This is a genomic window from Bradyrhizobium sp. USDA 3397 (assembly GCF_054060965.1).
The window spans coordinates 1340844-1354339 of record NZ_JBSSDS010000001.1 but is presented as its reverse complement, the minus strand read 5'-3'; the positions used below and the strand labels follow the sequence as shown (position 1 = coordinate 1354339).

At 64.4% G+C, this 13496-nt stretch carries 15 protein-coding genes; 13 read left to right on the top strand and 2 right to left on the bottom strand.

The features are described 5' to 3' along the window. The first annotated feature begins 3 nt into the window (after positions 1–3). The 12 genes from nuoH to ACVWYQ_RS06265 all read left to right on the top strand — a co-directional run bounded on the left by nuoH (position 4) and on the right by ACVWYQ_RS06265 (position 11218). Positions 4–1071 carry an NADH-quinone oxidoreductase subunit NuoH gene (gene nuoH, locus ACVWYQ_RS06320; RefSeq protein ID WP_085969087.1) on the top strand — a complete coding sequence of 356 codons (1068 nt, stop codon included), beginning with the start codon at positions 4–6 and terminating at the stop codon, positions 1069–1071. A gap of 8 nt (positions 1072–1079) precedes the next feature. Beyond that, on the top strand, positions 1080–1574 hold the full coding sequence (gene nuoI, locus ACVWYQ_RS06315; RefSeq protein WP_157283556.1) for an NADH-quinone oxidoreductase subunit NuoI: 495 nt from the start codon (positions 1080–1082) through the stop codon (positions 1572–1574). Positions 1575–1583: 9 nt separating this feature from the next. Beyond that, positions 1584–2222 (top strand): NADH-quinone oxidoreductase subunit J, encoded by a 639-nt coding sequence (locus tag ACVWYQ_RS06310; RefSeq protein WP_036010173.1) that lies wholly within the window; start codon positions 1584–1586, stop codon positions 2220–2222. Then, on the top strand, positions 2219–2527 hold the full coding sequence (nuoK, locus tag ACVWYQ_RS06305; protein ID WP_036010170.1) for an NADH-quinone oxidoreductase subunit NuoK: 309 nt from the start codon (positions 2219–2221) through the stop codon (positions 2525–2527). Before ACVWYQ_RS06310 ends, nuoK begins: the two co-directional genes overlap by 4 nt. Before the next feature lie 61 nt (positions 2528–2588). Continuing rightward, entirely contained in the window at positions 2589–4688 is a 2100-nt protein-coding gene (gene nuoL / locus ACVWYQ_RS06300; RefSeq protein WP_157283557.1) for an NADH-quinone oxidoreductase subunit L, read from the top strand. After that, entirely contained in the window at positions 4689–6197 is a 1509-nt protein-coding gene (locus ACVWYQ_RS06295; protein WP_036025336.1) for an NADH-quinone oxidoreductase subunit M, read from the top strand. It abuts the gene before it with no gap. A 22-nt stretch (positions 6198–6219) separates the two neighbouring features. After that, positions 6220–7656, top strand: a complete 1437-nt coding sequence (gene nuoN, locus ACVWYQ_RS06290) for an NADH-quinone oxidoreductase subunit NuoN (protein WP_225113103.1) — start codon at positions 6220–6222, stop codon at positions 7654–7656. A gap of 1 nt (position 7657) precedes the next feature. After that, a complete protein-coding gene (locus ACVWYQ_RS06285; RefSeq protein ID WP_404540848.1) occupies positions 7658–8464 on the top strand; it encodes a biotin--[acetyl-CoA-carboxylase] ligase in 807 nt (268 codons plus the stop codon). Next, positions 8464–10134: a ribonuclease J gene (locus ACVWYQ_RS06280; RefSeq protein ID WP_404540850.1), complete on the top strand. Its 1671-nt coding sequence runs from the start codon at positions 8464–8466 to the stop codon at positions 10132–10134. The genes ACVWYQ_RS06285 and ACVWYQ_RS06280 overlap by 1 nt, the downstream gene beginning before the upstream one ends. A gap of 10 nt (positions 10135–10144) precedes the next feature. Continuing rightward, the gene (gene mce / locus ACVWYQ_RS06275; protein ID WP_157283560.1) at positions 10145–10549 is read left to right on the top strand and encodes a methylmalonyl-CoA epimerase; all 405 of its coding nucleotides are present in this window, start codon (positions 10145–10147) and stop codon (positions 10547–10549) included. A 9-nt stretch (positions 10550–10558) separates the two neighbouring features. Next, positions 10559–10834, top strand: coding sequence for a DUF1467 family protein (locus ACVWYQ_RS06270; RefSeq protein WP_025036606.1), 276 nt, complete (start codon positions 10559–10561; stop codon positions 10832–10834). 30 nt (positions 10835–10864) lie between these two features. Next, on the top strand, positions 10865–11218 hold the full coding sequence (locus ACVWYQ_RS06265; RefSeq protein ID WP_036025327.1) for a hypothetical protein: 354 nt from the start codon (positions 10865–10867) through the stop codon (positions 11216–11218). Here ACVWYQ_RS06265 and ACVWYQ_RS06260 read toward each other — a convergent pair whose 3' ends face one another. Together ACVWYQ_RS06260 and ACVWYQ_RS06255 are read right to left on the bottom strand one after the other, a co-directional pair. Then, positions 11219–11482 (bottom strand): GlsB/YeaQ/YmgE family stress response membrane protein, encoded by a 264-nt coding sequence (locus ACVWYQ_RS06260; protein WP_028178196.1) that lies wholly within the window; start codon positions 11480–11482, stop codon positions 11219–11221. Between the two features lie 31 nt (positions 11483–11513). Next, positions 11514–11963, bottom strand: a complete 450-nt coding sequence (locus tag ACVWYQ_RS06255; protein WP_036025325.1) for a YidB family protein — start codon at positions 11961–11963, stop codon at positions 11514–11516. A gap of 230 nt (positions 11964–12193) precedes the next feature. Here ACVWYQ_RS06255 and mtnK point away from each other — a divergent pair, with 230 nt between their 5' ends. Beyond that, positions 12194–13483: an S-methyl-5-thioribose kinase gene (gene mtnK / locus ACVWYQ_RS06250; protein WP_404540853.1), complete on the top strand. Its 1290-nt coding sequence runs from the start codon at positions 12194–12196 to the stop codon at positions 13481–13483. Positions 13484–13496 lie beyond the last annotated feature (13 nt).

Below are 13496 nucleotides of genomic sequence, written 5' to 3'. Positions count from 1 at the left end.
CTGATGGAATTCTTCGAAAGCGCATTCTGGACCGGGTTCCTCTGGCCGCTGATCATCATGGTCGCGCAGAGCGTTCTCGTGCTCGTCGTCCTGCTGGTCGCGATCGCCTACATCCTGCTCGCCGACCGCAAGATCTGGGCGGCGGTGCAGATCCGGCGCGGCCCGAACGTGGTCGGCCCGTGGGGCCTGCTGCAGTCCTTCGCCGACCTGCTGAAGTTCGTGCTGAAGGAGCCGATCATCCCGGCCGGCGCCAACAAGGGCGTGTTTCTTCTTGCTCCCTTAGTCTCATGCGTGCTCGCGCTCGCCGCCTGGGCCGTGATCCCGACCAATCTCGGCTGGGTGATCGCCGACATCAATGTCGGCGTCCTCTTCATCTTCGCGATCTCGTCGCTGTCGATCTACGGCATCATCATGGCCGGCTGGTCGTCGAACTCGAAGTATCCGTTCCTCGCCGCGCTGCGCTCGGCCGCGCAGATGGTGTCCTACGAAGTCTCGATCGGCTTCGTCATCATCACCGTGCTGCTCTGCGCCGGCACGCTGAACCTGACGGCGGTGGTCGAGGCCCAGCACGCGCGCGGCCTCGCCAGCCTGATCGGGTTGCCGCAGCTGACGATCCTGAATTGGTACGTCTGGCCGTTGTTCCCGATGTTCGTGGTGTTCTACGTCTCGGCGCTGGCGGAAACCAACCGTCCGCCCTTCGACCTCGTCGAAGCCGAATCCGAGCTCGTCGCCGGCTTCATGGTCGAGTACGGCTCGACGCCGTACCTCTTGTTCATGCTCGGCGAGTATGTCGCAATCGTCACGATGTGCGCGCTGGCGACGATCCTGTTCCTCGGAGGCTGGCTGCCGCCGGTGGACCTGCCGCCCTTCAACTGGGTGCCGGGGATCATCTGGTTCTCGCTGAAATTGTTCTTCATGTTCTTCCTGTTCGCGATGGCGAAGGCGATCGTGCCGCGCTACCGCTACGATCAATTGATGCGCCTCGGCTGGAAGGTGTTCCTGCCGCTGTCGCTGGCGATGGTGATCGTGGTGGCCGGCGTGCTGCATTTCGCCGGCATCGCGCCGAAGTGAGGGCCGTCATGGGTATCAACGTCAACGCCACTGCACGCTCGCTTCTGCTGTCGGAATTCGTCTCGGCGTTCTTCCTCGCCATGCGTTATTTCTTCCAGCCGAAGCCGACGCTGAACTATCCGTTCGAGAAGGGCCCGATCTCGCCCCGCTTCCGCGGCGAGCACGCGCTGCGGCGCTATCCGAACGGCGAAGAGCGCTGCATCGCCTGCAAGCTGTGCGAGGCGGTCTGCCCGGCGCAGGCCATCACCATCGAGGCCGGCCCGCGCCGCAACGACGGCACCCGCCGCACCGTGCGCTACGACATCGACATGGTGAAGTGCATCTATTGCGGCCTCTGCCAGGAGGCCTGTCCGGTCGATGCCATCGTCGAGGGCCCGAACTTCGAGTTCGCGACCGAGACCCGCGAGGAACTCTATTATGACAAGGCCAAGCTGCTCGCCAACGGCGACCGCTGGGAACGCGAGATCGCCAAGGCGATCGAGCTCGACGCGCCGTACCGGTGAGGTGAGGGCATGATCCTTCCCGCGCTCTTCTTTTATCTCTTCGCCGGCGTCTGCGTCGCCTCGGCCGTGATGGTGATTGTCTCGCGCAATCCCGTGCACTCCGTGCTGTACCTGATCCTGGCCTTCGTCAACGCCTCCGGCCTGTTCGTGCTGATGGGCGCCGAGTTCCTCGGCATGATGCTGATCGTCGTCTATGTCGGCGCGGTCGCGGTGCTGTTCCTGTTCGTGATCATGATGCTCGACGTCGACTTCCTCGAGCTGCGCGAGGGCTTCATCGAGTACCTGCCAGTCGGCCTCGTGATCGGCGGCATCTTCATGTTCGAGTTGCTGCTCACCGTCGGCTTCTGGGTCATCAATCCCGGCGTCTCCAAGACGATCACGGCGGCGATCCCGGCCAACGTCAGCAACACCGAGGCGCTCGGTCTCGTGCTCTATACGAAGTACATCCACTACTTCCAGCTCTCGGGCATGGTGCTCCTGGTCGCCATGATCGGCGCCATCGTGCTGACGCTCCGCCACAAGGAGAAGGTCAAGCGGCAGGACATCAACGTTCAGAACGCGCGCACGCCCGACATCGCGATGGCGGTGCGCAAGGTGGCGCCGGGGCAGGGGCTCTCGGACGCGGACGCGGCGGAGTGGGTGAAATGACGATCGGGCTCGGACATTATCTGGCGGTCGGCGCGATCCTGTTCACGCTCGGCATCCTCGGCATCTTCCTGAACCGCAAGAACATCATCGTCATCCTGATGTCGATCGAGCTGATCCTGCTCTCGGTCAACATCAACCTCGTGGCGTTCTCGAGCTTCCTCGGCGACATCGTCGGCCAGGTCTTCGCGCTGCTGGTGCTGACGGTCGCGGCTGCCGAAGCTGCGATCGGTCTCGCCATCCTGGTGGTCTATTTCCGCAACCGCGGCTCGATCGCGGTTGAGGACGTCAATCTGATGAAGGGCTGAGCGCATGATCCGGAAAAGTGGACGCCGGTTTTCCGATCAGATCATGCGGAAAGAGTAAGTCATGGTTCAGGCAATTGTCTTTCTGCCTCTGCTGGGCGCCATTCTGGCTGGCCTGATCGCGCTGTTCGGCGCGCATGCCCGCAACCCCTCGGGCGACGAGCTCGAGCATCACGGCGACCACGGCCATGGCGCTCATGCCCATGCGTCCGACAAGATCAACGAGGATGCCTCCGTCATCCACGAGAGCCATCACGACGACGCTCACGACGATCACGGCCATGGCCCGACCGAGCCGCCGGCGGCGGGCTCGCGCGCAGCCGAGCTGATCACCACCGGGCTGCTGTTCGTCTCGGCGGCCTTGTCCTGGATGACGCTGGTCGACGTCGGCTTCATGCATCACGACTACAGGATCCAGCTGCTGCCCTGGATCTTCTCCGGCGATCTCCAGGTCTGGTGGACGCTGCGCGTCGATACGCTCACGGCCGTGATGCTGGTAGTGGTGACGACCGTCTCCTCGCTCGTGCACCTCTATTCCATCGGCTACATGGACGAGGACCCGAACCGGCCGCGCTTCTTCGGCTATCTCTCGCTGTTCACCTTCGCCATGCTGATGCTGGTGACGGCCGACAATTTGGTGCAGCTGTTCTTCGGCTGGGAAGGCGTGGGTCTCGCCAGCTATCTCTTGATCGGCTTCTGGTACCAGAAGCCCTCGGCGAACGCCGCCGCCATCAAGGCCTTCGTGGTCAACCGCGTCGGCGACTTCGGCTTCGCGCTCGGCATCTTCGCGGTCTTCATGCTGGTCGGCTCGACCGACTTCGAGACCATCTTCCACGCCGCGCCCGGCCTCACCGGCAAGACCATCAACTTCCTCGGCTGGCACGCCGACGCGCTGACCCTGACCTGCCTGTTGCTGTTCATGGGCGCGATGGGCAAGTCCGCCCAGTTCCTGCTGCACACCTGGTTGCCAGACGCGATGGAAGGCCCGACCCCGGTGTCGGCGCTGATCCACGCCGCGACCATGGTCACGGCCGGCGTCTTCATGGTGGCGCGCCTGTCGCCGCTGTTCGAGCTCGCCCCGACCGCCCAGGCCGTCGTGATGTTCTTCGGCGCGACCACGGCGTTCTTCGCGGCGACCATCGGCCTCGTCCAGAACGACATCAAGCGCATCGTCGCCTACTCGACCTGTTCGCAGCTCGGCTACATGTTCGTGGCGATGGGGGCGGGGGCCTATTCGGTCGGCATGTTCCACCTGTTCACCCACGCCTTCTTCAAGGCGCTGCTGTTCCTAGGCTCCGGCTCGGTGATCTACGCGATGCACCACGAGCAGGACATCCGCAACATGGGCGGCCTCTGGAAGAAGATTCCCTACACCTATGCGGTGATGGTGGTCGGCACGCTGGCGCTGACCGGCTTCCCGCTCACCGCCGGCTACTTCTCCAAGGACGCGATCATCGAGTCCGCCTACGCCTCGCACAATCCGTTCGCGGTGTACGGCTTCCTGATGACGATCATCGCCGCCGGCCTGACCTCGTTCTACTCCTGGCGCCTGATCTTCAAGACCTTCCACGGCGAGCCGCATGACGAGCATCATTACGAGGCCGCGCATGAGGCTCCGCTCTGGATCCTGATCCCGATCGGCGTGCTCGCAGTCGGCTCGTTCGTCGCCGGCCTGCCGTTCAAGGAGCTGTTCGCCGGTCACGGGGTCGAGGAGTTCTTCCGCGAGTCCGTGAAGATGAACCCGCACATCATCGAAGAGATGCATCACATCCCGCAGACCATCGCCTTCCTGCCGACGGTGATGATGGTGCTGGGCTTCCTCGTCTCCTACCTGTTCTACATCCGCCGGCCCTATCTGCCGGTCGAGCTCGCGAACACCCAGCCGATGCTGTACCAGTTCCTGCTCAACAAATGGTACTTCGACGAGCTCTACGACATCATCTTCGTCCGTCCGGCGAAGTGGATCGGCTACCAGCTCTGGAAGAAGGGCGACGGCTTCATCATCGACGGCTTCGGCCCCGACGGCGTCTCGGCCCGCGTGCTGGACGTCACCCGCAACGTCGTCAAGATCCAGACCGGCTATCTCTATCACTATGCTTTCGCCATGCTGATCGGCGCCGCCGGCCTGATCACCTGGTTCATGTTCGGCTTTGGAGGCCAGTAAATGACAACCTGGCCCATTCTTTCGGTCACGACGTTCCTGCCCCTGGTCGGCGCGCTGATCGTCTATCTGAGCCGCGGTGACGACGAAGCGGCGCGGCGCAATTCGCGCTGGATCGCGCTCTGGACCACGCTGATCACCTTCGCGGTGTCGGTGATCCTGGTCATGCGCTTCGACCCCAGCAACCCCGACTTCCAGTTCGTCGAGAAGGCGAACTGGCTCGCCACCGGCATCACCTACCACATGGGCGTCGACGGCATCTCACTGCCGCTCGTGATCCTGACCACCGCCGTGATGCCGTTCTGCATCGTCGCGAGCTGGAAGGCGATCACCAACCGCGTCCGCGAATACATGATGGCGTTCCTGATTCTGGAAACGCTGATGATTGGCACCTTCTCGGCGCTCGATCTCGTGCTGTTCTACCTGTTCTTCGAGGGCGGCCTGATCCCGATGTTCCTGATCATCGGCGTCTGGGGCGGTCCGCGCCGGGTCTATGCCTCGTTCAAGTTCTTCCTCTACACGCTGCTCGGCTCGGTCCTGATGCTGCTCGCCATCATGGCGCTGTACTGGAACGGCGGCACCACTGATATCCCGACCCTGATGCACACCGCGGTGCCGCGGTCGTTGCAGACCTGGGCGTGGCTCGCCTTCTTCGCGTCCTTTGCGGTGAAGATGCCGATGTGGCCGGTGCACACCTGGCTTCCCGACGCGCACGTCGAGGCACCGACCGCGGGCTCCGTGGTCCTCGCCGCGATCCTTCTGAAGATGGGTGGCTACGGCTTCCTGCGCTTCTCGCTGCCGATGTTCCCGCTGGCCTCGCACGACTTCGCGCCGCTGGTGTTCACGCTCTCGGCCATCGCCATCATCTACACCTCGCTGGTCGCCCTGATGCAGGAGGACATGAAGAAGCTGATCGCGTACTCCTCGGTCGCGCACATGGGCTTCGTCACCATGGGCATCTTCGCCGGCACCATGCAGGGCGTCGCCGGCGGCGTGTTCCAGATGATCTCGCACGGCATCGTCTCCGGCGCGCTGTTCCTCTGCGTCGGCGTCGTCTACGACCGCCTGCACACCCGCGAGATCGCGGCCTATGGCGGCCTCGTCAACCGGATGCCGCTCTATGCGATGACCTTCATGGTGTTCACCATGGCCAATGTCGGTCTGCCCGGCACCAGCGGCTTCGTCGGCGAGTTCATGACGCTGCTCGGCACCTTCAAGGTCTCGATCCCGACCGCGTTCTTCGCCAGCTTCGGCGTGATCCTCTCGGCGGCCTACGCACTATGGCTCTATCGCAAGGTCGTGTTCGGAGCGCTGGTCAAGCCGCAGCTGGCGAGCATGAAGGATCTCACCTTGCGGGAGTGCGTCATTCTATTCCCGATGATCGCGCTGACGATCCTGTTCGGCGTCTATCCGAAGCCGGTGCTCGACATGTCGGCCGCCTCGGTCCAGCAACTCGTCAACAATTACAACACCGCCGTGACGGCCGTGAAGGCTGCCGCACTGCTCCAGTGATCGGGCAGGTCAGGATATCGCCATGAGCTTTTCGACTGCAGGTTATCAACTGGCGCCGGTGCTGCCCGAGCTCGTGCTCGCGGTCGGCGCGATGGCGCTTCTCATGCTCGGCGCCTATCGCGGGCAGGAGACGACCAGGACCGTGACGTCGCTGGCGGTGGTGCTTCTGATCGTGGTCGGTGCGCTCGTCTACATGCAACCCGCCGGCAAGCAGGTGACGTTCGGCGGCAGCTTCATCGTCGACGACTTCGCCCGCTTCATGAAGATCCTGGCCCTGATCGGCTCGGCCGTGACGCTCGTCCTGTCGACCGAGTTCCTGTCCGACCCGTCGCGCCGGATTTTCGAATACGCCATCCTCGTGCTGCTCTCGACGCTCGGCATGATGGTGCTGATCTCGGCCGGCGACCTGATCTCGCTCTATCTCGGCCTCGAATTGATGTCGCTGGCGCTCTATGTCGTCGCGGCCTCGAACCGCGACAACGCCAAGTCGACCGAAGCCGGCCTGAAGTACTTCGTGCTCGGCGCGCTGTCCTCGGGCATGCTGCTGTACGGGGCGTCGCTGGTCTATGGCTTCACCGGCACGGTGAGCTTCACCGGCATTGCCGCGGCCGCGACGGTCTCGAATGTCGGCCTCGTCTTCGGCCTGGTCTTCCTGCTCGTCGGCCTCTGCTTCAAGGTCTCGGCCGTGCCGTTCCACATGTGGACGCCTGACGTCTACGAGGGCGCGCCGACCCCGGTCACCGCCTTCTTCGCGTCCGCGCCGAAGGTCGCCGCGCTCGCAGTCTTCACCCGCGTGACGCTCACCGCATTCCCCGGCATCGTCTCGCAATGGCAGCAGATCCTGGTCTTCGTGTCGATCGCCTCGATGGCGCTCGGCTCCTTCGCCGCGATCGGCCAGAGCAACATCAAGCGCCTGATGGCCTATTCATCGATCGGCCACATGGGCTTTGCGCTGGTCGGCCTTGCCTCCGGCACGGTGGAAGGCGCGCAGGGCGTGTTGATGTACATCGTGATCTATGTCGCGATGACGCTCGGCTCGTTCTCGATCATTCTCGCCATGAAGCGCAACGGCCAGGCCGTGGAGCAGATCAGCGATTTCGCCGGCCTGTCGCGCACCAATCCGCTGCTCGCCTTCATGTTCGCGATGCTGCTGTTCTCGCTCGCCGGCATCCCGCCGCTCGCCGGCTTCTTCGCCAAATGGTACGTCTTCGTCGCCGCCATCAAGGCGAACCTGTTCACGCTCGCCGTCATTGGCGTGCTGACCAGCGTCGTCGGCGCCTACTATTATCTCGCCATTGTCAAGACGATGTATTTCGACGAGCCGGCCGGCCGGGTCGATCCGGTCCGCATCGAAGTGCGGACGGTGCTGGCGGTCGCTGGCCTGTTCAACCTGCTGTTTGCGCTGTTCGCGGGGCCCGTGGTGAGCGTCGCCTCCGCCGCGGCAAAGTCGTTGTTCTAGGATGGCCTTCGCGCTCGGTCCTCGCGCATCGGCTGCGGGCTACAGGCTCGCGGCGTTCGAACGGACCGGCTCGACCAATACCGAGGCGATCGATTACGCCAGGGCCGGCGAGCGCGGCCCGATGTGGTTCGTCACGTCCGAGCAGACCGCCGGCCGCGGCCGGCGCCAGCGCGCCTGGATCGCGCCGCGCGGCAATCTCGCTGCCAGCATCCTCGAAGTCATGGACGTTGCCCCCGCCGTCGCCGCCACGCTCGGCTTTGCCGCGGGGCTGGCCGAGGAGGCGGCGCTGGAGAAGGTGAGCCTCGAGGCTTCGCTCCGTCTCGGCGAAGGCCGGCCCCGCTACGCGCTGAAATGGCCGAATGACGTGCTCGCCGGCGGCAAGAAGCTGGTCGGCATTGGCCTCGAGGCCGAGGCCGTCGGTGGCGGCCTTGCCGTCGTGGTCGGTATCGGGACCAATGTGGTCGCCGCGCCCGAGGGCACCCCGACGCCCGCGGTGTCGCTGGCCGCCCTCGGCGTCCAGATCAGCGCCGAGGAGCTATTCATGGCGCTGTCGGATGCCTGGGTCGAGTTCCGCGGCATCTGGGACAATGGCCGCGGCTTTGCCGAGATCCGCAGGCTCTGGCTGGAGCGCGCCGCCGGTCTCGGCGAGAAGGTTGCCATCCACACGGGAATCATGACGCTGGAAGGTGTTTTTGACACGATCGACGACACCGGCTGCCTGATCGTCCGCACCGCGGAGGGCCGCCTCGTGCCGGTGGCGGCCGGCGAGGTGTTCTTCGGCCCCGCCGCCTCGGTGGGAGCAGCGTGATGGCAAGGCCGGACGAATTGGTGTTTGCGCCGCTCGGCGGCGTCGGCGAGATCGGCATGAACCTGTCGATCTACGGCCTCGGCAACCGTCACCAGCGCGCCTGGCTCGCGGTCGATCTCGGCGTCTCCTTCGGCGATGAGGAGCATCTGCCCGGCATCGATCTGATCATGCCCGACATCTCCTTCCTGGAGAAGGAGCGCAAGAACCTGATGGGCCTCGTGCTGACCCACGCCCATGAGGATCATTTCGGCGCCATCATCGACCTCTGGCCGAAGCTGAAATGCCCGATCTACGCCACCAGGTTCAGCGCCGCGCTGTTCGAGGCCAAATGCACCGCCGAGCGCAACGCGCCCGAGATTCCGGTCACCGTGGTGCCCTCAGGCGGCCGTGTCGATATCGGTCCGTTCAACGTCGAGTTCATTCCGGTCGCGCATTCGATTCCGGAAGCGCATGCGCTGGCGATCCACACCGACGCCGGCATCGTGCTGCACACCGGCGACTGGAAGATCGACCCGACCCCGACGCTTGGAGCCGCGACCGACGAGAAGCGGCTGCGGGAATTGGGCGAAGAGGGCGTGCTCGCCTTGATCGGCGATTCCACCAATGCCGTGCGCGACGGCCGTTCGCCCTCGGAGGCCGAGGTCGCCCGAACCATCATCGACCTCGTCAAATCCGCCAAGGGCCGCGTCGCGGTGACGACGTTCGCCTCCAACGTCGCCCGCGTCAAAGCGGTGGCTGACGCCGCGAGGGCCGCGGACCGCGAGGTCGTCGTGGTCGGCCGCGCCATGGAGCGCGTGGTGCAGGTCGCGCGCGAGACCGGTTATCTCGAGGGCGTGCAGAATTTCCGCTCGCCCGAGGTCTATGGCCACCTGCCGCAGGACAAGGTGCTGGCGCTGTGCACCGGAAGCCAGGGCGAGCCGCGCGCCGCGCTGGCTCGCATCGCCAATGACGACCATCCTGAAATCACGCTGAACCGCGGCGATAGCGTCATCTTCTCCTCGCGCACCATTCCCGGCAACGAGAAGGCGGTCGGCTCGATCATCAACAATCTGGTGCTGCAGGGCGTCGAGGTCATCACCGACCGCGATGCGCTGGTCCACGTCTCCGGCCATCCCCGTCGCGACGAGCTGCGCGATATGATCTCGTGGGTGAAGCCGCAGATCCTGATCCCGGTCCACGGCGAGGCCCTGCACTTGCATGAGCACGCCAAGCTCGCCCGCGCCGCCGGCGTGCCGCGCGTGCTGGTCTGCCGCAACGGTGACCTCGTCAAGCTCGGCCCCGGCGATCCCGGCATCGTCGGCGAGGTGCCATCGGGGCGGCTCTACAAGGACGGCACGATCCTGGAAGACTCCAAGTCCCGTGCCGTCGTGGAGCGGCGCCGCATGGGCTTTTCCGGCTGCGCCTTCGTCGCCATCGCCATGAACGCGCAGGGTGAGCTCGCCGGTGATCCCGAGCTCGATTTGGTCGGCATCCCCGAGAAGAACAGGGCCGGCGAGACCTTCGACGACATCGTCTTCGATGCCGTGATGTCGACCATCGAAGGCCTGCCGAGGGCGCGCCGGCGCGATCCGGACGCCTTGGCCGAGTCGGTGCGACGCGCTGTCCGGGCCGTGATCAACGAACATTGGGGCAAAAAGCCCCCCTGTCTGGTACATGTACTGACGGTATAGGGAGGGGAACATGTTGGGCAGGCTCAACCATGTCGCGATCGCGACCAGGGACGCGGTCAAGGCCGCGAAGATCTACGGTGCGGCCTTCGGCGCCCAGATTTCCGAGGCCGTGCCGCTGCCCGAGCACGGCGTCACCACCGTGTTCGCGACCCTGCCCAACACCAAGATCGAGTTTATCGAGCCGCTCGGCGAGGCCTCGCCGATCGCAAAGTTCATCGAGCGCAATCCCGACGGTGGCATCCATCACGTCTGCTACGAGGTCGTCGACATCATCGCCTCGCGCGACACGTTGGTGAAGGAGGGCGCGAGGGTGCTCGGCGACGGCGTGCCGAAGATCGGCGCCCACGGCAAGCCGGTGCTGTTCCTGCACCCGAAGGATTTCTCCGGCGCTCTCGTCGAGATCGAGCAGGCATAGGGCCGCGTCATGGCCATCCAGATTTCAACCTGGCTCGCGATCTATTTCGTGCTGTGGTGGGTCATGCTGTTCGTGACGCTGCCGTTTGGCGTGCGCAGCCAGCACGAGGACGGTGTTGGCGCGCCCGGCACCGACCCCGGTGCTCCCATCCTCACCCGCATGGGGCACAAGCTGATCTGGACCACGATCATCTCGGCAATCGTGTTCGGCATTGGCCTTGCGGCCTATCATGCCGGCTATCTCTCGATCGAGCGCCTGTCGAAGATGATGGGAATGCCATTTTAAGTTTTGATTGGCGTTGTTATGGGGTCAAAAATGACATTTCAGCGTATCGTCATTGCGCTTCTGGTGCTGATCGTCGCAGGGCTCGGTGCCATCGGCTATTTCGAATGGCGGATGGCGGTGCAGGTGCGCACCCTGAAGGCGTTCGTTGAGGGCTATGTCTTCAACGAGGCCGTGCTGGCCTGCGAGCAGGCCAAAAGCTCGACGCCGTTCAAATGGAACGGCGGCAAGAGCACCTCGGTGATCGGCCTGAACTCGGTCAAGACGGACAAATACACGGTCAGCGCCAGCTACACGCTGGTCGCGGACAGCGTCTATTGCGACTACGATCCGATCAAGAGAAAGGCCGACATCGGCTCCAGCTTCCTGGAGCGGGAGACCTTCTAGCTAGATCGCGCGGCGCTGCCGGCCGGCGAAGAGACCGTAAACAAACAGCACGACGATCGCGCCGACCACGGCACCGATCAGGCCCGCACCCTCGCCAGGGCGATACCAGCCCAGCGCTTGCCCAAGATACGAAGCGACGAAGGCGCCGACGATGCCGAGGATGGTCGTCAGGATGAACCCGGACGGTTCATTGTCGCCCGGCATGATGAACTTGGCGATCACGCCGGCGAGAAAGCCAATGATGATGGTCCAGAGAATGCTCATGAGTACACCTTTTCGAGTTGAGCCGCTGCTTCTATGCGTCGGGCAGGCGTCCATCCGGCGTGTATTTGTCGATGGCGGAAGGAAGCTCGCGGGTTAGCCGTGAGACGATCTCCTCCTGGGAAAGCCCGGTCTGCTGCGCGAGCTTCTCAAGGACGTCGCTGCCGATGGCTTGCTTGAGCTCCGGCGGGGAGATCTCCTTGTTGGGGCCTGGCTTCACCCATGAATCGGCGATCTCGCCCTGCCCATTCTGGTTGAACCTCTCCAGGAGCTCGCCAATCCCGCCATTGAGCAGGCCCCCGATTCCGCCAGCGCCGAGCATGCCGCCGAGATTGCCGAGCATGCCTCCGAGCGGCTGCTGGCCGCCCGTGGACGAGCCGGCGCCGGCGCCTTTCAGCAGCTCCGCCAGCTTGTCGCGATTTTGATACCCGGCGATGGCCAGCATCGCCAGCAGGGCAGTCATGGAAGGCATTCCGCGGCTCATCGCTAGCTCCTTTTAGAAGGTCAGAAACCCAAAACCGTCTCAGCCTGCTTGGGTTCCTCAATCGACCAATCGGAGCTCGCGACCAAGCGTCCCAGCTTGGCCGCCACCAAAGCAGCGGGTGGCAGACAGCGTACATTGTGGCTACGATCCGATGAAAAGAATGGCCGGATCGGCTCGAGCTTGCCAGCATCGGGAGTAGCGATCCGGCCCAGACATGGGATGGGATCGCAATGACCGGGGACCGGGCAGGGGACTATCGGATTTTGCACGAGGCGGACTTGCGGGACTATCTCGCAGGCTTGCCTGATATCTCCGCGCTCCTTGGCGGCGAACCGGCGTCTTGGGCGATCACCGAGGTGGGCGACGGCAACCTCAACCTCGTCTTCATCGTCAAGGGCGCACGCGGCGGCATCGCCGTGAAGCAGGCGCTGCCTTACGTCCGCCTCGTCGGCGAGAGCTGGCCCTTGCCGTTGTCGCGCGCCCATTACGAGTATCTGGCGCTGTCGCGCCAGGCCCAGCTCGCGCCTAGCCTGGTGCCGGCCGTGCTGCATCACAACGAGACCCTGGCGCTGACCGTGATGGAGCTGCTCGAGCCCCACATCATCATGCGCAAGGGCCTGGTCGCGGCAACGCGCTATCCACGCTTCGTGGACGACATCACCACCTTCATGGCGCGGACGCTGTTCTTCACCTCCGACCTCGCGCTATCCGCGGCCGAGAAGAAGGAGGCCATCGCGGCCTTTGCCGGCAACCATGCGCTCTGCAAGATCACCGAGGACCTGATCTTCACCGATCCCTACCGCATCGCCGAGCAGAACCGCTGGACCGCGCCCCATCTCGACGGCCTTGCCGCGCGCTTGCGCGAGGACTTGGAGCTGCACGTCGTAATCTCCCGGCTGAAGCTGAAATTCATGGCGGGTCCGGAAGCGCTGATCCATGGCGACCTCCACACCGGCTCGATCATGGTCACGGATAGCCAGACCCGCGTGATCGACCCGGAATTCGCGTTCTACGGTCCGATGGGCTTCGACGTCGGCGCGGTGCTGGCCAATCTCCTGATGGCCTATTTCGCTTCCGCCGGCCACGAGCGCGCGCCGGGCGAACGGGCGGCATTCGAGGCCTGGGTGCTGGAGACGGTCGAGCAGGTCTGGACCGAGTTTACCCGAAAGTTCCTCGATCTCTGGCGGGCGGGAGGCACCGGCGATGCCTATCCAGTCTCGCTTTTCGCCGGCGAACAGGGTGCCGCGCGGTTGGAAGCCGAGCGACAAAGCTACATGCAACGCCTGTTCGCCGACGCTGTCGGCTTCGCAGCCGCAAAAATCATCCGCCGCATCTTCGGCCTCGCCCACAACATCGATTTCGAGCTGATCGAGGACCCGCGCACGCGGGCGGTCAGCGAAGCCCGTGCCGTGCGGCTGGCGAGGGCGATGATGGTGGAGACGGCGTCGTTCCGGACCATCGCGGATGTGACGAATGCCGCGCGAAAACTGCGGGACTGGATGCCGGAATTGTCGGGCTGAACCAGCCACATGA